Below are 19,628 nucleotides of genomic sequence, written 5' to 3'. Positions count from 1 at the left end.
AGGCGAATAACGATGAAATTGGTGACAATTAACCCACAAAAGTCGACCACGATGGGGGGCGTAGAAACGCTCGTTCGTAGCCTGCATCAGTTATTTCAATGTGATAACTATGAGCTTTACGAGCATTTCCCGCAAAAAGAGCACTACCCAGAGAGTGATCATATTACCTTTGTTAAATATGGCGAAGATCGCAAAGTGGCATCAAAACTGAGCCAAATAAATGCGGTCAAATCACTTCAATTAACCTCAGATGATGTGGTGGTTTTATTTCATCCCAATGATTTACTTTATCTACCACGTCAGGTTCTTAATCATGTGAAGGTTGTGTTGGTCCAAACCAATAAATTTTCGGTCTTCTTTAAGCCATTGTCTAAATTAGTGATGGCATTGTTGCATCGTAAAATTGACGTTTTCACTGTGTATACCGACCAAGATAAAAGGGCACTTGCGAGTCTATTTCCCAAAGTGGCAGACAAGGTGAAAGTGATTCCCCGTGGTTGTAAGCTGCCGACGGCAAGTCAACCTAAGATGCCGAGCAATAAATTGGTCACGATTGCACGAATTGATGAAGAACAAAAAAACTTCTCAGCGATGATCGAACTGATGTCTACCTTACCTTCCGATTATAGTTTGGATATCTATGGTGACGGAACGCCAGCGGAACTCAGTGATTTGAAATCGAAGATCGCAGGTCTCGCGAATGTTCAGTTTAAAGGGCCGACGAGCGACGTCGCAGGTACGTTGCAAGAATACGCGGTCTTTATGATGACATCGAGATACGAAGGCTTTGGTCAAACACTAATAGAAGCGCGTAGCCAAGGGCTACCGATCATCGCTTATCAAACATTTGATGCGTTGCCATGGATCGTCGAAGATGGAATCAACGGTTATCGAATTGAATCTGGTGACAGTCATCAGTTTATTACGCGTATAAAACAAGTCTGTAGTGATGAAGTTCTCTACCGCCGCTTGTCGCAAAATGCGCTGAGTAAAGCTCAGGATACTGAGCTAACGGTGATCAATCGCTTGTGGCAGGAGGCAGTCGCATGAAGTACTCCCTCATCGTACCGATATACAATACCTTTGATTATGCGAAAAACATTATAGATTGGTTTGTTTTGGAGGCAGATCAGCGCTCTACACAAGATGTTGAACTCATTCTGGTGGATGATGGTTCAAAGCAGGGGCCGACTTATAAGATTGAGCATGATCAAATTCGATTAGTTCACAAAGAGAATGGTGGCGTATCTAGCGCAAGAAATGTGGGTATTGACCATGCGAAAGGCGGCTACATTTTATTTCTAGATTCTGATGACAGCTACCAATCGGGCATTTTTGATCATTTAGACCAGGTTTTGCATGACCATGCGGGTATTGATTCGGTTTTGTTTTCATTTAAAAAAGTGTCGCAAGATTCATCGGATACCGCTTTGAATGTTGCTGAGCGAGTTAGCGGTGAACAAGCGCTATCGAAATTTCTGACAAAAGAGATTCGTCTCCATGTCTGTGGTCTAATGGTGTCTCGTCAATTACTGACTCAAAATCAGTTGAAATTTGATGAGTCATTGCACTTTAGTGAGGATGTCTTATTCATTATTGATTATCTTTCGCTAGCAAAGCACTGTTACATTAGTGATGAAATTCTTTATTATCATGTGCTGCGTAGTGGTTCTGCCATTAATAGCCCTTTAACCCAGAAAGACACAACGCATATTGATGCTTTTGAACGCATCTCATTGCAAGCGAAAATGCTCGCAAGAGAGCAAGATGTCAATTTTTTCATTTCGACCTGTTACATCAATTTGATTAAATTCCTAGTTAAGAACAAAACTCAAGACAAAAGTGTGTTCGACAAAATTGTCACCAATAATCAGTATTTATTTGGACAAGTAGATCCGAAGATGAATCGATACTCGTTGATTGTGATGGTATTTCGAGTGCTATTTAGGCTTGATGGTTTTACGAATTATCAATTATTGCGCCGGTTAAGTTATACGGGGGCACGATGAAAGTACTCAATATTTCTGAAACAACCCAAGGTGGAATTGAAACTTTTTTTGAATCGTTATCGCGTTCTCAATCGGTAGAGAATGATTTTCTTGCTTTGAATTATCATCGCTCTATCTTGCCATTGCAGGACAAGGGGTTTAGGCCTTTTAATGTCCTGATGTTGTTATGGACGGTGATCTTTAGAATCGATCTTAAACAATACCAAGTGATATTTTTACACAGTACTTTTTCTGGTTTATTGCGCCCATTTTTATGGCCATTTTCAAAATGGCACAATATTGCCATTGTTTATTGTAGCCATGGCTGGGCATTTGATATTCATTACCGTTCAAAGTTAAAGCGCAGCATATTTCGTACGCTCTATATTTGTGTCGAGCGTATTCTGGCTCCATTTTGCTGTCAGATTTATTGCATATCACAATACGAATACCGTGAAGCGTTAAAAATAGGTCTTAAAGAGAGTAAAGTCACGTTGGTATGGAATGGTGTACAAGGCAGCGCTCTGCCATTGCCGATACGAGATACTGATAGTCGATTAACGAGGATTCTATTTGTCGGTCGTTTGGATAAGCAGAAAGGTTTACATCTCTTTATTGAAGCGCTAGATAAGTTGCGAGCGCTCAATCAACCGATTGAACTCACCGTGATTGGGGAAGCTGTGCGTAATGATTGCCCTGAGTTGGACGTATTATTTACGAAAGCCAGGGATAACATAACCATTCGCCGTTTAGGTTGGGTGGCGAACACACAATTAGATGTGCACTTTCAACAAGCGGATTTTGTGGTGGTTCCTTCACTGTGGGAAGGATTTGGTTTGATCGTAGCGGAGTCATTAAGAAACGGCACCCCCGTTTTTGCATCAGACGCAGGTTCACTGGCCGATATGTTGAATGAAAAAACAGGGTGGATTTTTAATTTAGACAGTGTGTCGAGTTTATCGCAATCGATAGATCACGTGTTAACCGAAAAGGCTTATCTTGATATTAGCCAGCAAGCATGTGTTGAGCATTTTGAGCGTAATTTCCACGAAGATGTCATGAATCAGCGTTATTTTCAGTCATTTTTAACACTGAATTAGGAGTATACGGTGCAAAAAGTGGTGTTTTTATTGTTTTGCATTTTGGTGCCATTTGAAAATACGGCATTGGCAGCCATTGGCGGAGTGTTTACGGCACCACTCGGCATCATATTGATCCCGTTACTCTCATTGCAAGTTGCGCTGTCTTATAGAACACTTTCAAAAACAGAATTTAACACCATAAAATTATTATTTGGCTTCTTTGTATACTCATTTATTTTATTGGTTGTTTTTTATTCAGATTACAACAAGATGTTCTTATTTGATCGAGGGTTGAGATTTCTCATTCTGATCATTCCTAGTGTCGTGGTATTCCTGACAGTTGTTCGTCAGGATGAAAAATTGCTCTATCAGGGAGTATTGGCCATTGCGGGAGTGGTGATTTTTGCCTTTATGCTCAATCTTGCCGCGCGCGGATTTATTAATGGTTCATCATTTTTTCATTATAACTATGCGTTATCACCGCATCGAATGCGCGGTTTTACGTTAGAAGCCAGTACGTTCGGTTTTCAGTTCGCCCTCGTGTTGCTCATGGTTGCAGCGATCTATCGAATCAACTTGTTTGTCATCACGCCAATCGTTGCGGCGGCGATTATCTTAATTACATCAAAAGGGACGTTGATTTGTTTCCTATTGACGATATTTATCACCTTTGTGGTTTTTAGCCGTATTAATCCTTTCCACAAAATGCTGGCATCAATCATTTTATTGTTTGCGATTTCAGTTTTTGTAGTCACATTTTTAGGCGACTCAATTATTAATGATATTGAGCGCTATACCAGTGTCGCGACGCGAGGCACGGCGGTCATGACGGCTATTATGTCACTGATCCACAATCCTTTAGGCGGAGGCTTCTTTGGTTATCTGCCCTCAATGTACGAATACGGGCTGATTGCACTTAATTTCGTCGATGGATTAGCGCCAAGATTACTCAATTTCTCTGAGTTTTCTCAGTATTTAGTCGTGGGTGAAACAAAAAGTGTATCGACGAAATCTTTCTTTTTCGACTGGGTCATCTTTGGCGGGGTATTTTTTGTCTATATATACGTTAAGTATATTGGCCGCTTATTTGTCTTTTTTGTGCAGAATCGAATGCAATATGACTTCGCTATATTGCTTTTCTTAGTCTTGGCAACGGCATTTTTTATGTCTATCGAAGTACGCTATATCGCGCCATTTGCGCTCGGTTTTGTGTATGTTCGCTACAGTATTGTGAAAAAAAGACGGGCTAGTGCCAACACCAAGACCACGGCGGAGATGGGAGCGGGTGAGGAGTCTAAATCGGTACTGACTTATGGGTAGTCGGATGATCGCCGCGGTATGGTTGATAGGATCAATATTACTTTTAATGAGTGCGGTTAATAAGGGGCGGGACGATTGGCATAGCCAGGTGATTCGTAATCAAATGGCCAGTTTAAGTGTCGAGAGTGTTGAGACTTCGTCCGATAAGGCCTTGCTTGATGGTACGTTGCTTGATGATACGTTAGAACCCGATTCTTTTGGTCCTTTTATCGATCATGGCAGTATTGGGCTGTATTACTCATGGATTGCTTTTCAATCTTCAGATGAAGCAACAAAAAGGGACTTTGCAAAACGTTCGATTGAACAATTGCAATTGCAACTACATTTCCGACCACTTGATTCGGCCATTATGATCAACAAAGCGAATCAGTTGTGGCGTAATGGGGAAGGGTTTGACGATGTGATGGCTGAATTTGAATTGGCGCAACACTTAGGGCCTTATGAACCTTTAACCGTGAAAGAATCACTGACTTACTATCTTGCATATTGGCCAGAATTGTCATCGGAAAAGAAAAATGTGGTTCTTTCTTATTTGTTGGATCATGAAAAGTATAAAATGAAATTATGGCAATATGATTCAATTTTGGTCAAACCTATTATAGGTGAGCGAGCTTGTGCAATATTGGGTTTTAACAATATAACACCTTATTATTGTCGCGGTTAAACCCGAGTCTCAGCTTATTCTGGGTATGAGCTAGACCGATTCAGACCAGTGCTAAGAAAAAAAACATAAAGGCTGCGGAGCGCAATATTAAACGCTGACCGCTTTTGCTTTGGATGTAATAAAAAGGATATTTATGAAAATGCTAAAATGGGGGTGCATCGTCACTGGGTGGTCTCTTGCTTCGTTTGTACAAGCTGAGGTGATGACCGCCGATCAACTTGATAGTCTGTTTCAAGATAAGTCAGTGGCGCCAGCAGCGTTAGTAGAACAATTTAACCAGCATTCTTTTATCGATAACATCACGCCATTTTTAAGTGCGGTTGCGCAAAAGCGAAACGATGATTTACCGGCGGTTTTATCATTACTATTAACTCAACATCCGCAGCATGTTAACGCCATTACCAATGCCGCCCGTGAACTCGGTGTTTCTAATCAAGCCATTACGATTGCTGCAATCGAAGCGGGTATTGACCCTACGGTGATTGCGAGCGCGACGGCTGCGGGTATTGAAGCGGAAGTTGCGACCCCAGTGCCTAATCCGCCAACTAAGAAAGACCCTATTTCAGGAAACTAGAAACAGGGGACTAGAAATTTGCGAACAAAGCGTAAGAAAAATGGCTGTCAATGACAGCCATTTTTTGATCATGCGTATTAAAATTGCCCAGTAGCCAGTAGCCAGTAGCCAGTAGCCCATTAAGCGACAAGAAAGGAATGAGAAGGGATGACTACCAAGAAAGCACACCACCAACGGCCAAGTTCAGTTCATCTTTGGTGCTAATAGGTGAATTAAAATTCAACTCAGCAAAGAGTTTTGTGTATTCAATCGGAATAAGGGAAAGGCCTACGTAGCTATTCTGGCGAGTACCATCAAGGTCTTTGGTTTTTGAATCTTGAAAAATCAGCTCATGACCGGCATAGGCGGTCACTCCCTCGGTAAAGGCGATTTGTCCGGCGAGTGCAAACGCATGTTTGTCGACTGATAGTGAAGGCTGTAAGTCATTATCTAAGTTTTGTAGATAGTAGGTTAAGCCGAAATTGGTATCACCCATTTCCATTTTTGCTGAGGTTTGAAAGTAAGTCGAATCGGTTTGATTGGTCGCGGTGTTGGTGCTTGTCGTACCGATACCGGCAATGAGCGTCAGATCCGCTAAGTTATATTGGCCAAAGAGTTCGCTTAAGGTGCGATTTTGGTCTCCCGCTTCAAAGCCGTAGGTGGCATTAAGGGTAAATAACTCGTTGGCATAGACGTATTTAAGCGTATCGCCTTTTACACCCACTGAATTTAGGTTGGATTGGCCACCAAAAATTTCAGAATAATCAACGCCGTTAAGATCATCCGATGATGTGCTGTGCTTGCCGAAAGTCAACCAGCCGAATGCTTCGGTATATAAGCCGAGAAAATATTGAGAAACATAGAGGTCGTCCTCATTTTTATCTTCATCGGCATCAAGGTTTATTTGTGCTTCTGTGCCTGCGGCAATAGAAAATACATCAGTGACAGCGTAACGACCCAGTAACCCCACTTTTGAGTCACCAAACGTATATTCATTATCCTGCTCTTCAAGAAACTGCGCACTGGCCTTAATGGTCCCATAGAAATGTAAGTAGGCGATATCATTGTCTATCGCCTCATAGCTGAGGGCGGGAGCGCTGGCTAACAGCAGACTAGATAGCGAAACTACACGTTTTTTCATGATTCTTCCATTAATCAAACCGGTTGGTGTTTCCAACCATAAACCAAAGAGAAAATATAATATAAATAGTCAGTTAAGTGTGTCCCATATTTGAGAGTAACCGGAATTATTTTGCGAATATTTTGACTTAAAGTGACAGAAATCTGAGACTCTTGTTGGGCTAGATTAAAGCGTAAAGAGCAGGATGCTTAAATGATATTGAGACTTGAACGTTGTTGTTTTGTCAGTCTATTGGGATTGCTTATTTGGCTACCCATACCGCTCGGTTCTAACCGAGTATGGGCATGGACTATTGGTGAAATATGGATTGCACTAACCGCCTTTGCGTTGGGCTTTGTGTTTTTAGTCTTACGTAAGAGGGAGTATTTTCAACGATTGAAAACCTTTTATTGGCTTCTTATTCCGTTTGCGCTATTTCAGTTTTGGGTGTTTTGCCAAATTGTCCCTCTACCGACATATGTACTTGCTGGGATTTCTCCCGTTGCAGCATCCGCTTATGAGCGGGTGGGGGCGGCTTGGGGCTATATATCACTTGATCCCGCAGCCACTTATATCGCCTTAATTAAAGGGGTTGCTTATCTGTTTTTTATCGTTTGTGCTGCCTTATTGATTCATACAAAGAAGCGCTTAAAGATGGTGATGCTGATTATTGTGATCAGCGGAACGCTGCAGGCACTCTATGCATCATTCAACGTATTATGGGGAATCGAATCATCGTGGATCTTTCATTTACCTGAAACGGATGTCGCCACAGGATCATTTGTCTATAAAAACCACTTAGCAAATTACTTATTGCTTTGTCTTAGTATGGGCATTGGCCTGATTGTGATTGATTTGAGCACCTCTGCTGCTCGTCCAGTTTCGTGGCAAGCCTGGATAAATCAAACGCTGCAGTTACTCGTCTCTAAAAAGATGCTCGTCAGATTATCGTTGATTATTATGGTGATCGCTCTAGTAATGACGCGGTCAAGAATGGGCAATAGTGCTCTCTTTATTTCTACCTTTGTGGTGGGTATTATCGCATTGGTGTTCTACAAGCATCGACCGCCGCGACTAACTTGGTTGCTCGCGAGCCTGTTTGTGGTTGATATCATTTTATTGGGTTCATTTTTCGGCGTAGAAAAAGTTCAAGAACGATTGGCGCAGACGCACCTAACTTCCGACACTCGGCATTTAGTCGTGGAATGGAGCCTACCTATGATTAAAGATTTTCTCTTTACTGGTAGCGGGTTAGGCAGCTTTTACATGATTTTCCCCGGTTACACTCAGCATGCGATAGGTTTTTATGACCATGCGCACAATGAATACGTGCAATTTACCGCAGAAGTCGGGTTGCCCGCGACACTTTTGCTGGGCTTTAGCTTGCTCTGGGCAATGATGCTCACCATCTCTGTCATTCGCCACCGGCAGAGTCGAACATGTAAAGGGGCCGCTTTGGGCAGCTTAATCGCGATGGTCGCAATGCTGTTGCATATTTCCGTTGATTTTAATTTACAAGCACCAGCGAACACGGTGACATTTTTGACGATCTTGGTCGTTATCGGTGCCAGCCATACCATTATCACACCGATTCAAAATAGGAAGGTAGCCCATGTTTAAGCGTATGTTAATTGTGTGCACCGGTAATATTTGTCGGTCGCCATTGGCTGAAATGTTACTAAAAGGCATGCTACCAAATACTGAAGTGCGTTCTGCTGGGATTTTGACTGATAAAAGCGATTTGGTAGGATCGAGAGCGGATCATTCTATGATCCGTATTGCCCGTGAGTTGGGAGAAGATCTTAGCCTGCATCGCGCGCACCAGTTAACGGTCGAAGATTGTATCTGGAGTGATATCATCCTGGTTATGGAGCCTGATCAGATACGTTTTGTCAGTGATATATCCATCGAAGCGAGAGGCAAAACTTTCTTACTCGGTCAATGGGGCGAAGGGAGGATCAACGACCCATTTATGAAATCATCACAACACTATCAAACAGCGGCGACACAAATTCAATCAGCCTGCCAGTCTTGGCAGAAAAAATTGTAGGGTGGCGCTATTTGGATTGTGTGTTGCCTTGACGCGAGGGGTCACGTGTCGAAAACTTCATCCGGTACATATTGGCGTCTGCCGTCTTTAAAAGCTCATTGAGTGTTGTGCCTTGTATCGGGAAGCGAGCAAGACCAAAGCTGGCAGTTAATGGCACACTTAATGATGTGGCTAACATGATTTGTTCATCAAAGCACTGTAGCAAGGTGTTTAATGCTTCTTCCATATCCCTCTGAGGTGAGTGGTGCAAAAGAATCGCAAATTCGTCGCCCCCAATGCGGTAAACGTTGCAATTGAGTGCTGATTGAGTCTGTTCAAAACGTTTGGCGATGGTTTGCAGTGTAATGTCTCCCGCTTGATGCCCATATTGGTCATTAATGTGTTTGAAGTTATTAAGATCAATCAGACAAATCGTGAAGGCGGTTTCATTATCAATGCGCTTGTTGGCATCTTCAGTCATCGCTAATCGATTCGGGATTTTGGTGAGCGAGTCGGTCAAGGCAAGGTACTTGTTATATTCGGATTCGAGATGCAGAACATACCCCACAATCAGCGCGCAGATAAGCAACAGTGACGTTAGGATAATTTGCGTGTGAGTGAGCAGCTTCGCTTGTTCCATTTGTTGCTGATAGATCGGACTTTTCACTCGAAAGTTATGCGTTACATAGAGCAACATCTCTTGGTATAACCCATCGAGTTGGTTGGCTAAGTTGACTGCTTGCTCTTTGTTGGACAACGTCCAAAGGTCCGGTTCCAATTGATTGTAACGCTGAAACAGGTCGGTAAAAAACTCTCTGGATCCCGCCAATTTCATAAAACTGTCGGACTCTCTAGCATTCAATAAATGGTCAAAACGACTCCACGTTAACTCATAACCGAGCGCCACTCGATTGCTATAAAACGAGTTTTCTAACGCAAAAGGGGTGATGGCGATGAGCGATGAGAACTCCTTATTCAACTGGAACAAATTCCATGTTGCTTGATTTTGTTGTTCTGAGTATGAACGTGCTAACTGCCGTGTCTCATTAAACACGTAAAGGTTCGCCATGATGAGTAGCAACGCAATGGCGAGCAGCATGGTTTTTGAGTGTGTAAGTAACGCAAAAAACGAACCGGGTTTAATTCTGGTGTTCATGTGTGCGGCTGTGGATGATCAATTCATCAATTTGCCACACCATCTTGGCGTGGTAATCGGCATTATCGATTTCAGGGAATTGGTCGAGATTAAATATCATCCAGTATGGCCCCTTATGACGCACTCTCATCTCTTTGCCATTCATGGTTAAGGCCATAATAGGGCTATATTTTTTTATATCGTTAACGGAGATGGTGGCTTGATAGTCATTGAGAGCGGCAAATGTAATGGCGTAAGTATCATTGTTTCCATAGCGTTTTATGAGCTCAGTCACAGGGATGCCGGCAAAGCGGTATGAGTTCGCAAACCAGGGTAAATGAGTGCTGAATGCTTGAGTATCGAATTCTTTCAGTAAGTCTTCGCGATCAACCGTTATGGTGGAATTGTCGGGGAGTTTGATCGTTAGTGATGCAGAAAAAACGCTCGTGCACCAAAAAGAGATGATCAAGGCAATCCAATAACGCATAGCCTTTCCTTGGAAATATGAGTAATTATTTTGTTGTTAGCAATTATATGTGCACATGCGTGTAAATGAAATTAATTATTAACAACGATAACAATTTCATTGTAACTGTCTGTGGCGTGTTGGTAATTTGGCTCATACTTTGCGGGTTTTTAGCGATGTTATGACGGTCAGAATGTCCAGCTAGCGCGTTAAGAACGATGATTGTCATCGTATAGAAGTCATCATTCTGAACGTCGCTTACTTTTACATTAATCTTTCAAAATCAATATATTGATTTTAGTGGGCGAGTTTTTTCTGCAAATGTTCAATCGCAAAATCAATAAATGCACGTACCCGTGCCGGCATATATTTGGTCTGAGAATATTGCATGGCAATCGCGCCATGATAGTTACTTTTTAATGTCCAGCCACTCAACACTTCCACCACATCCCCGCTTTTTAATGCGTCAGCGATAACAAAATCGTGGAAAATGCCGATGCCTAGTCCATTTTTCACACCACTTAAACGCATTTGAGAGTGGTTTACTGCATACCGACCATGAACCGAAACGGAATGGAATTCATCATCTTTAAAGAAATCCCAAATATGATCGCGTTCAGTCTCAGCAAGATATAGGCACTGGTGATTGACTAAATCGGTAGGATGATTTGGCATGCCCTGTTGTTGGATGTAATTCGGGCTCGCGCACAACCGCAAATGTGTTTGAGCGATTTCCTTCAAAACCAAGTTTTCGTCAGGTTTATCGGTTAACTTGAACGCGATATCAATGCGATCTCGCAATAAATCAAATTGACCGTCTGCGACGCGCAGGCGCAATTCTATCTCTGGGTATTGAGCTAAAAATGGGAGTACGAGCGGTTGTAGAACCGAGTTAAGAAACGCCTCAGGTGCCGCGACGGTAATCGAGCCACTCGCTTCTGTGTGATCGCTGGTGGATAGCTCAATCGCTTGCTGGGCGGCATTCACCATGAGCAAGGCTTGGTCATACACTTTTTGGCCTGCAGGCGTAATGATAAGTGAGCGAGTGGTTCGTTCAAAGAGTTTCACAGAAAGGGCTTTTTCTAGCCGAGTGATCAATTTACTCAATGCAGAAGGGGTCACATCCAACAACTTTGCGGCAGCGGTGAAGCTACCTTCATTAACAATAAGAATGAAGGAAGCGAGGTCTGGGAGTAGGGCGATAAGGCGATTATTAATCATATTTAGTCACATAGTAATATATTTATAAATAAAGCTTTTTTGCGAGTTGCCTCTCGGTTTGCAATGAAATCAAGTACTAAGGTATCGCCATTGACTACTTACGAGGAGACCAAGATGCCTTACGCTTATATGATGCTCGACCTTTGGTCGACACTTGAAAATATCCTGCTTTTTATTGCTGCAATTATGGTGCTTGCCGGTATCCAACTTGGTACACACCGCGCCCAGTAAAATCTATTTGTGCCTCAGATTCAATAATGTTTTTCCACCTAGTGGGATAATGCAATTTCTTGTCCTAGATTACACTTAACAGATGTAGGTTGACTTAGCGTTTAAGCCTTAAGCAACCTAGCGCCAGAGTATTGAGCCTTTTATAAATGAATGGCTGAATCGGCGTCATCAATAAAGATAAAGATAATGATAAAGATAGGAAGGAACGACGATGTCCTCTGCATTTTACCAACAAATCCAACAACAAATTGAAGAAGTAAAGACCGAAGGCCTGTACAAGTCTGAGCGTGTTATTACTTCTCAGCAGCAAGCGCAAGTTCAAATCTCAACCGGTCAAGAAGTCTTAAACTTTTGTGCGAACAACTACCTTGGTCTTGCTAACCACCCAGCGCTTATCGAAGCGGGTAAAGCCGGTATGGACAAGAATGGCTTTGGCATGGCCTCTGTTCGCTTTATTTGTGGTACACAAGACATCCACAAAGAACTAGAGCAAAAGCTTTCTCATTTCCTTGGCAAAGAAGACACCATTCTTTACACCTCTTGTTTTGATGCTAACACCGGTCTATTTGAAACCATTCTTGGCGCAGAAGATGCGATCATTTCTGACGCATTAAACCACGCTTCAATCATCGACGGTGTACGTCTATGTAAAGCAATGCGTTTCCGTTATTCAAATAACAACATGCAAGAGTTGGAGCAGCAACTAATTGCAGCGAAAGAAGCGGGCGCTCGTCATACGTTGATCGTAACCGATGGCGTATTCTCTATGGACGGCGTCGTGGCTAATCTACCTGCGATTTGCGACCTAGCAGATAAGTACGATGCACTTGTTATGGTCGATGATTCTCACGCGGTTGGCTTTATGGGCGCAACCGGTGCGGGCACTCCGGAATACCACAATGTTGTAGACCGTATTGATATCATCACGGGCACATTAGGCAAAGCGATGGGTGGTGCTTCAGGCGGCTACACATCAGGCAAGAAAGAAGTGATTGATTGGCTTCGTCAACGTTCTCGTCCTTACTTGTTCTCAAACTCTGTTGCACCTGCGATTGTGAATGCATCACTGCGTGTACTTGAACTGCTTCAAGAAAGTGGTGATTTGCGTACGCATTTATGGGAAAACGCAGCGCATTTCCGTACTCGTATGGAAGCTGCGGGCTTTACTATGGGTGGCGCGGATCACGCGATCATTCCAATCATGTTGGGTGATGCAAAAGTAGCGGCGGAATTTGCAGAGCGCTCTTTAGAGAAAGGCATTTACGTTGTCGGTTTCTCATTCCCAGTGGTACCTAAAGGCCAAGCGCGTATTCGTACTCAAATGTCTGCGGCGCATTCTCGTGAGCAACTTGATCGAGCGATCGACACCTTTATCCAAGTTGGCCAAGACATGGGCATCATCTAACGTAGTCCTGAATTTCTCTTTTGATCGTGACGGCATTGTGTGTCGTCACTCACTAGAACGGACTATGTTGTTATTGAGATAAGAATTTTTTGCTGCGCATAGAGCGGAGCAATATTTGGTGAATAGAATGAAAATTAAAGCATTAGCTAAGCTAAAGCCTGAAGAAGGCATTTGGATGACGGAAGTGGACAAGCCTGAACTTGGCCACAATGATCTTTTAATCCGCATCAAGAAAACCGCTATTTGTGGTACTGACGTACACATCTATAAATGGGATGAGTGGTCACAAAAAACGATTCCAGTTCCTATGGTTGTCGGCCATGAGTATGTTGGTGAAGTGGTTGGTATTGGCCAAGAAGTTCGTGGCTTTGAGCTAGGTGACCGTGTTTCTGGTGAAGGTCACATTACTTGTGGTCATTGCCGTAACTGTCGTGGTGGCCGTACTCACCTATGCCGCAACACGATCGGTGTTGGCGTAAACCGCACTGGCTGTTTCTCTGAATTCCTAGTGATCCCAGCGTTTAATGCGTTCAAAATTCCTGCTGACATCTCAGATGATTTGGCATCGATCTTTGACCCGTTCGGTAACGCTGTCCACACCGCGCTATCATTTGACCTTGTAGGTGAAGATGTATTGATCACCGGTGCAGGTCCAATTGGTATCATGGCAGCGGCAGTTGCAAAACACGTTGGTGCACGTCACGTAGTGATTACCGATGTAAACGAATACCGTTTAGACCTTGCTCGTAAGATGGGCGTGACACGTGCAGTTAACGTTGCAAATGAAAGCCTAGAAACGGTGATGGAAGAGCTTGGCATGAAAGAAGGCTTCGATGTCGGTCTTGAAATGTCAGGTAACCCAATGGCGTTTAACTCAATGTTGAGCACCATGAACCACGGTGGCCGTATCGCTCTGCTAGGTATTCCACCATCAGACATGGGTATCGATTGGACACAAGTGATCTTTAAAGGCCTTGTGATCAAAGGTATTTACGGTCGTGAGATGTTTGAAACTTGGTACAAGATGGCTTCGCTAATCCAATCGGGCCTAGATCTGACTCCAATTATCACTCACCACTACAAGGTTGATGACTTCCAAGAAGGCTTCGACGTTATGTGTAGCGGGATGTCTGGCAAAGTTATCCTTGATTGGGAATAACAAAAGCTAGGGGGCATAAGTGAAAAGTGATGAGGTGAGATATTCCCAACATTACACCTTATGAAGGCGTTAAGGGGAAGATGTAACCCTATTTAGCCCACGAAAATGTCCCTGTTTTGCCCCAAAGATAGACAAACCCAAATAGAAATATGTCCCGTAGATTTATGGGACATATTTTTAAGAAAATGATAAATAGTTATACCCAAACAACTTCAATTAGGACGGGTATATGTAATGCGAAAAACACTCACCTACAAGCGATAGCCCCAGTCGAAACGGTTACTCATCTAAACGCCTCATTACAGACGGTTGTTCGATCCACTTAGGAGTCGACCGTGATGTGTTCTTAGTACCCAAGCTCAAGCTTAAAGCAGCGTAGCAATACAATTCCGCCAAACTCGAAGCATCTCTTCATCGAATAGATAGAAGTACAACTCTAGCTGTTGGTACTTATGTTGAGAGCAGACCGTCAACGCGACCGATGCCGCCTCTTCAGCAGGGTAGCCATAAATGCCACAAGAAATAGCAGGTAGAGCAACGGTTCTACATTGGTTTTTTATGGCAAGATCTAACGCTTGCGAATAGGCTGATGCCAGCACTTTCTCTGGTTCAGCAAACTTTGCATAGATAGGTCCAACGGCATGAATGACGAAACGTGAATCTAAATTTCCCGCACAGGTGATTTTGGCATCGCCATATCCGCAACGGTTGCCATTTACGGGCTCAATCGCAAAACAAGCTTTAAGCAATTCAGAGCCAGCTGCGCGATGTATCGCCCCATCAACGCCACCGCCACCAAGTAGTTTTGGGTTTGCAGCGTTAACGATAGCATCGACCTTGGCTTTGGTGATGTCACCTTTAATCAAATGGATATTGTTCATGCATTTTTTCCAAGCGTATTTATGAATGAATAGGCTTCAAATGGCGAATCAGTGTATCGGCTATTGGCGCAACCAGTTGATTCCCTTTTTGGCAACGGTCTCATCAAGTCAATGATAGGCTATCGCCAGTCGATGCTGAAAATCAACTTAAATCCGTGTCCGGGATTTGTTGACTCGCCATAATTTCCTCAGCCAAGTGTTGTGTTAGCCGTTGATATTTAAGTATTGCCCATTGATATTGAGGCTCGTTAATTTGATGCCGTCGATGTTTCCGGACTTCGTTCTCGAAGCGGTAAATTTCAAGTGCACTCTAGAGCGTGCTAAATCGTATTTCGTCTTAAAAAACGGCGAATAATACTCTATTAATTACCTGCTTACATCTAAAAAATTACGCACAAAAAACAGTCAATTTTATGATGTTACTAAGGTCGGTTAGAATTTAATTCGACCTTTCACGCTGCTTAATGTTGACCATTTTTCATAGTTGCAACCGACGGGATCACAACATTGGTTTGTTGTGTCGCGAGCATGATCCTTCTTACTAATGGTTCGCAATATATAAACCCCACATCGAATAATATTCGGTTTAGGGTTATGGAACATTATAAGGATTTAGCTTGACCTGTTTGAAAGTTAGCTGCCTATCCAGTAGTAGCGGGCTTGTAATGGTAAGTAAGTTAATTTTCGATAAAAATAAACATGATGCTAATAAGTGGTTTTATCATTGTATTTATGCACCAAGATCACGTTATGAAAACAACAAAACAGTTGATTTTTTCTATCCCCTAATCTTGGTAATGTGTTTTGTCATTATGTTGATATATTAATGTGACGCCGATCGCTTTTTTGTGGTTATGTTTTTCTTTTTTAATATCAAAAACAAGACTTTTAAGCTTATGTCATCATGAAAAATAAGTGCAAGTACTCTAATTGACAATTATTTGACGAAACATATAATCGATTTTGTTAGGTCTAGCTCGCAAAATAAGCGGGCGGAATTAAAATTATAGCTATATATGGAGTTTATTATGCTTGCTAAAATGTATGTAAAAACAAAATTGTTCACTGAAGGGTTAATTAACGATCGTCGCGGTGTCACTGCGATTGAATACGCAATTATTGGTGTCGCGATTTCTGCGATTGTATTAGCTGTTTTTTCCTCGGATGCTGGTATCAAAAAAGCCCTAACTGATGCTGTTGCGTTGATATCTGGTAACATCACTGCCGCAGACGCGATTAAGTAGTACCGAACACATTCTGTGGGGGTTAATTATTTAATAATAGGATGGCTAGGTTTAGTTATCCTATCTATCGTTATTTCAGCTAGTGATATTCGTAATCGAATTATCCCCAACCGATACTGTATTGCCATTTTTATCATTGCTCTTTTGATCAGTAGTGTGCCCTATCAATTTACTTGGGGATTAAAGGTAGTGGCGTTAATGGGGCTGTTTGTGTTGCTTTACTGTTTTCGATTCTGGGGCGGGGGAGACACCAAACTGAGCATCGCATTTTTACCCGCAATTTCAGAAGATTACCTGTTGTTGTTTCCTGCGGTAATCGGCCTGTTGGGAGGCGTACTAGCGCTCTTCTATCTATTGTTAGGTTACTTTACTGATATGGATAGAGTTAGAAACCACGGGCTTCCTTATGGTATTCCAGTCTGCTTTTCTGGTTTGTTGTGTGTCGCCGCATCATTTTAAGGAATAAATATGCGTTCCAAGCTATTTATATTCATCGCTATGATGGCGATTGGGGTGGGGGTCTTTGGATTACTGTCTCCTAATGAAAGTACGGCCGTCGTAGCGGAAGTTAAAACAGTCGAAAAGCCGGCAGTGCTTTATAAAATTTATCGCATCGCAAAAAGTCAGGTAAAAAAAGGCCAAGTGGTTAATCCAAGTGATTTAGAAATTGTCACTATTTCTGAATCTGAAGCGCACAGTCTTGGGTTTGATGATGATGCTTTATTTGATTATGAGTCCGGTTCAGTATACAAGCGTGACCTGTTGAAAGGCGATACATTTAATTTATCGTATATTGCTGAACCAAGCAGTCCTGAATACATAGATACGATCATTTCTAAAAATAATGTGCCTTATCCAGTTAAAGTCTCGCTTGATAGTATTATTGGTGGTGTTATTTCTTCGGGTGATAATATCGACGTTTTGGCGTTGACGGGTGATTTTGCTATTAATTCGGAATTAAGCCCGCAGAATAAAGAACAAATATCATTAACCCCAATTCTCACCAACATAAAAGTCCTCAAGGTTGAGCAAGACGCTCCCTTTATAAGCAGGAGTGGAAACTCAGAGCAGATGGAAAACTACTTGATAGTTGAACTAGACAGAAAACAAGTGGCACTGTTAACCATCGCGAAAAAAATTGCTCAAATTGAGGTCCATAAATCCATTGGTAATTATCTTCCCAATGAAATACAAGCGAACTCAGGTGATGTCCTCCCTGATTTTAAAGCCATTAAAGAGTTAAGAGCGTCAGAAATTGTTGTGAACTAATAGTAAGGATTACTAAAATGCAACGCGTATTTTCAAACCCATTTTTGTTGATCTTGGGTCTGTTTACTTCCAGTTTATTTGCCGTCTCGGTAAGTGCCAACAATGCGCTCTATTTGATGGAAGGGGAGGCCAAACCCGTGATTACCGCACAAGACATCGATACGGTGTTTGTTGCCAATCCAGAAATCGCGGATTACCAAGTCATCGACAGGAAAAAAATTGTCGTCTTCGGTAAAAAGATGGGTACAACCAGTTTGATGGTGTTTGATGAAAACGCACAAACATTGGTTAATCGTAAATTGGTCATCAATCAAAGTTTTGACGAAATCATTCAGCAGGTGCGACTGCACTTTCCTCGTTCTCAAGTGACGGTGAGCAATATTGGTAACCAAGTTGTGCTAACCGGCACGGTTGCGACCGCGGTAGAGAAAGATGGTATTAACGACTTAGTCGGCGAGTTGCTCTCAAAGAATGTAGAAAAAACAACGCATACTTGGACGAAAGACGAAGGCGAAGATGAAATTATTGATTTTATGACTAAGCGTAAGTACGCAGGCATTGTTAATCAAATCGAAGTGGCCACGACCAAGCAAGTCAATGTCAAACTCTCTATTGCTGAAGTCTCGCAAAATTTTATGGAAAACTTTGGCGTTCAATATGGATCTGCAGGGCAAACCGCGGGTGTTTTCGTCAATCCAATCTTAGATTTTAGTGCCAACGATCTGCTTGCAACCATTTCAGCGGTGGGTGACGACTCAGTGGGGCAAATACTTGCTGAGCCCAATCTTTCGGTCATTTCAGGTGAAAGCGCCTCATTTTTGGTCGGGGGTGAAATACCAGTCGTGACGGTGGTCGATGGTGGCACCAATGTTGAATTTAAAGAATTTGGTATTCGTCTTGATATGGTCGCCAAAGTACTGCGTGACGATAAAATTAAGCTTTCACTGCAGCCCGAAGTGAGCTCTTTGGATACACAATACGCGAATGAACTGTTTAGCTTACCCGCCCTCAAGACCCGCCGGGCTAAAACAACGATTGAATTAGGCAACGGACAGAGTTTCGTTTTGGCTGGTTTGCTGAGTTCTGAGGACGTTGAATTGCTGAGAAAAGTTCCTTATATCGGTGATATTCCAATCTTGGGCGCTTTGTTTCGTCACACCGAAACCTCTCGCAATAAAACGGAGTTAGTCATTGTTGCTACCGTGAATCTCGTAAAACCGGTAGAGGCAACTCAAGTACAGCTCCCTTCGATGCTGCGAACCTCTAATTTGTCGCGCTTTTTTGGTCTATCGGACGTTTATACGCCCGTTATTGAGCAGCGTGCTCAAGATATTCTCACCACCGGAGGGTTCAAGAAATGATTCGTACTTCTGTATTCATCGTGTGGATTTTTTTGACGCTAGGGTGCACCCCATTAGCGCAGGAAAATACGAGTATTTCCGTTGATATTCACCCTGTTCGCTATGAGATGTCGCTGATGCTTGATAGAAGCAGTAAAGCGGCGGCAGAGCTTGAATGGCAAGAATTTAAGCGTGAGCATCAGCAATCACTATTAACGCAAGGTTTGACTTTTTCATATGCGAATGCAGCAGGAAAGAAAACCGCTGAACGTTGGCGTAATCGTTTAATGGCGGACGGTGCTGAACAAGATAACGTTTCGCTTAAGCAAGCCTATGATCTTGGTCCCTTTGATTTACGTGTAGAGTTGCTAACTTATAAATCCGTCACACCACTTTGTCAGCCAAAGCGCATCACAAACTACCACCAAGCACCCATCGGATGCGCGGTTAACGGCAATCTATGGCAGGCAATGGCTGAGCCACAAGATGCACTCAGTCAATCGAAACAACCCCAAGATTAA

Annotated in this window: 20 protein-coding genes; 15 read left to right on the top strand and 5 right to left on the bottom strand. The window is 42.7% G+C overall.

Annotation, left to right across the window (positions count from 1 at the left end; genetic code table 11):
* The first annotated feature begins 12 nt into the window (after nucleotides 1-12).
* The 6 genes from OJ16_RS14475 to OJ16_RS14450 all read left to right on the top strand — a co-directional run bounded on the left by OJ16_RS14475 (nucleotide 13) and on the right by OJ16_RS14450 (nucleotide 5,628).
* Nucleotides 13-1,050 carry a glycosyltransferase gene (locus OJ16_RS14475; RefSeq protein ID WP_040991964.1) on the top strand — a complete coding sequence of 346 codons (1,038 nt, stop codon included), beginning with the start codon at nucleotides 13-15 and terminating at the stop codon, nucleotides 1,048-1,050.
* Nucleotides 1,047-2,009, top strand: a complete 963-nt coding sequence (locus OJ16_RS14470; protein ID WP_040991963.1) for a glycosyltransferase family 2 protein — start codon at nucleotides 1,047-1,049, stop codon at nucleotides 2,007-2,009. Before OJ16_RS14475 ends, OJ16_RS14470 begins: the two co-directional genes overlap by 4 nt.
* Nucleotides 2,006-3,088: a glycosyltransferase family 4 protein gene (locus OJ16_RS14465; protein WP_040991962.1), complete on the top strand. Its 1,083-nt coding sequence runs from the start codon at nucleotides 2,006-2,008 to the stop codon at nucleotides 3,086-3,088. The genes OJ16_RS14470 and OJ16_RS14465 overlap by 4 nt, the downstream gene beginning before the upstream one ends.
* 9 nt (nucleotides 3,089-3,097) lie before the next feature.
* Nucleotides 3,098-4,390 (top strand): O-antigen polymerase, encoded by a 1,293-nt coding sequence (locus tag OJ16_RS14460; protein WP_236688428.1) that lies wholly within the window; start codon nucleotides 3,098-3,100, stop codon nucleotides 4,388-4,390.
* Between the two features lie 4 nt (nucleotides 4,391-4,394).
* Nucleotides 4,395-5,054, top strand: a complete 660-nt coding sequence (locus tag OJ16_RS14455) for a hypothetical protein (protein ID WP_236688427.1) — start codon at nucleotides 4,395-4,397, stop codon at nucleotides 5,052-5,054.
* 133 nt (nucleotides 5,055-5,187) lie between these two features.
* Nucleotides 5,188-5,628 carry a hypothetical protein gene (locus OJ16_RS14450; protein WP_040991960.1) on the top strand — a complete coding sequence of 147 codons (441 nt, stop codon included), beginning with the start codon at nucleotides 5,188-5,190 and terminating at the stop codon, nucleotides 5,626-5,628.
* Nucleotides 5,629-5,779: 151 nt separating this feature from the next.
* On the opposite strand, the gene OJ16_RS14445 is transcribed toward OJ16_RS14450, so the two are convergent.
* Entirely contained in the window at nucleotides 5,780-6,748 is a 969-nt protein-coding gene (locus OJ16_RS14445; protein ID WP_040991959.1) for a porin, read from the bottom strand.
* A gap of 192 nt (nucleotides 6,749-6,940) precedes the next feature.
* On the opposite strand from OJ16_RS14445, the gene OJ16_RS14440 reads away from it, so the two are divergent.
* The gene (locus tag OJ16_RS14440; RefSeq protein ID WP_040991958.1) at nucleotides 6,941-8,347 is read left to right on the top strand and encodes an O-antigen ligase family protein; all 1,407 of its coding nucleotides are present in this window, start codon (nucleotides 6,941-6,943) and stop codon (nucleotides 8,345-8,347) included.
* Nucleotides 8,340-8,777, top strand: coding sequence for a low molecular weight protein-tyrosine-phosphatase (locus tag OJ16_RS14435; protein WP_040991957.1), 438 nt, complete (start codon nucleotides 8,340-8,342; stop codon nucleotides 8,775-8,777). The genes OJ16_RS14440 and OJ16_RS14435 overlap by 8 nt, the downstream gene beginning before the upstream one ends.
* A 7-nt stretch (nucleotides 8,778-8,784) precedes the next feature.
* Here the strand turns inward: OJ16_RS14435 and OJ16_RS14430 are convergent, their stop codons facing one another.
* The 3 genes from OJ16_RS14430 to OJ16_RS14420 form a co-directional block, all read right to left on the bottom strand.
* A complete protein-coding gene (locus OJ16_RS14430; protein ID WP_040991956.1) occupies nucleotides 8,785-9,912 on the bottom strand; it encodes a GGDEF domain-containing protein in 1,128 nt (375 codons plus the stop codon).
* Nucleotides 9,896-10,378, bottom strand: coding sequence for a molybdopterin-dependent oxidoreductase (locus tag OJ16_RS14425; protein WP_040991955.1), 483 nt, complete (start codon nucleotides 10,376-10,378; stop codon nucleotides 9,896-9,898). The genes OJ16_RS14430 and OJ16_RS14425 overlap by 17 nt, the downstream gene beginning before the upstream one ends.
* 276 nt (nucleotides 10,379-10,654) lie before the next feature.
* Nucleotides 10,655-11,578: a LysR family transcriptional regulator gene (locus OJ16_RS14420; protein WP_040991954.1), complete on the bottom strand. Its 924-nt coding sequence runs from the start codon at nucleotides 11,576-11,578 to the stop codon at nucleotides 10,655-10,657.
* Between the two features lie 442 nt (nucleotides 11,579-12,020).
* On the opposite strand from OJ16_RS14420, the gene OJ16_RS14415 reads away from it, so the two are divergent.
* Together OJ16_RS14415 and tdh are read left to right on the top strand one after the other, a co-directional pair.
* Nucleotides 12,021-13,214, top strand: a complete 1,194-nt coding sequence (locus tag OJ16_RS14415; protein WP_040991953.1) for a glycine C-acetyltransferase — start codon at nucleotides 12,021-12,023, stop codon at nucleotides 13,212-13,214.
* Between the two features lie 127 nt (nucleotides 13,215-13,341).
* Nucleotides 13,342-14,373, top strand: coding sequence for an L-threonine 3-dehydrogenase (gene tdh, locus OJ16_RS14410; protein WP_040991952.1), 1,032 nt, complete (start codon nucleotides 13,342-13,344; stop codon nucleotides 14,371-14,373).
* A 365-nt stretch (nucleotides 14,374-14,738) separates the two neighbouring features.
* Here tdh and OJ16_RS14405 read toward each other — a convergent pair whose 3' ends face one another.
* Complete coding sequence (locus OJ16_RS14405; protein WP_040991951.1) at nucleotides 14,739-15,254, bottom strand: macro domain-containing protein; 516 nt, start codon at nucleotides 15,252-15,254, stop codon at nucleotides 14,739-14,741.
* Nucleotides 15,255-16,282: 1,028 nt separating this feature from the next.
* Between OJ16_RS14405 and OJ16_RS14400 the strand changes: the two genes are divergently transcribed.
* From OJ16_RS14400 to OJ16_RS14380, 5 genes are read left to right on the top strand one after another with little or no spacing between them, the layout of a single operon-like run.
* On the top strand, nucleotides 16,283-16,498 hold the full coding sequence (locus tag OJ16_RS14400) for a Flp family type IVb pilin (protein WP_040991950.1): 216 nt from the start codon (nucleotides 16,283-16,285) through the stop codon (nucleotides 16,496-16,498).
* Nucleotides 16,499-16,513: 15 nt separating this feature from the next.
* A complete protein-coding gene (locus OJ16_RS14395) occupies nucleotides 16,514-16,957 on the top strand; it encodes a prepilin peptidase (protein ID WP_152613854.1) in 444 nt (147 codons plus the stop codon).
* A gap of 9 nt (nucleotides 16,958-16,966) precedes the next feature.
* Nucleotides 16,967-17,767, top strand: a complete 801-nt coding sequence (gene cpaB / locus OJ16_RS14390; RefSeq protein ID WP_040991949.1) for a Flp pilus assembly protein CpaB — start codon at nucleotides 16,967-16,969, stop codon at nucleotides 17,765-17,767.
* 17 nt (nucleotides 17,768-17,784) lie between these two features.
* Nucleotides 17,785-19,128: a type II and III secretion system protein family protein gene (locus tag OJ16_RS14385; protein WP_040991948.1), complete on the top strand. Its 1,344-nt coding sequence runs from the start codon at nucleotides 17,785-17,787 to the stop codon at nucleotides 19,126-19,128.
* Nucleotides 19,125-19,628 carry a hypothetical protein gene (locus OJ16_RS14380; protein WP_040991947.1) on the top strand — a complete coding sequence of 168 codons (504 nt, stop codon included), beginning with the start codon at nucleotides 19,125-19,127 and terminating at the stop codon, nucleotides 19,626-19,628. The genes OJ16_RS14385 and OJ16_RS14380 overlap by 4 nt, the downstream gene beginning before the upstream one ends.

The sequence above is a fragment of the Vibrio renipiscarius genome (assembly GCF_000827885.1).
Lineage (GTDB): Bacteria > Pseudomonadota > Gammaproteobacteria > Enterobacterales > Vibrionaceae > Vibrio > Vibrio renipiscarius.
This window is presented reverse-complemented; position numbering and strand designations above follow the sequence as displayed.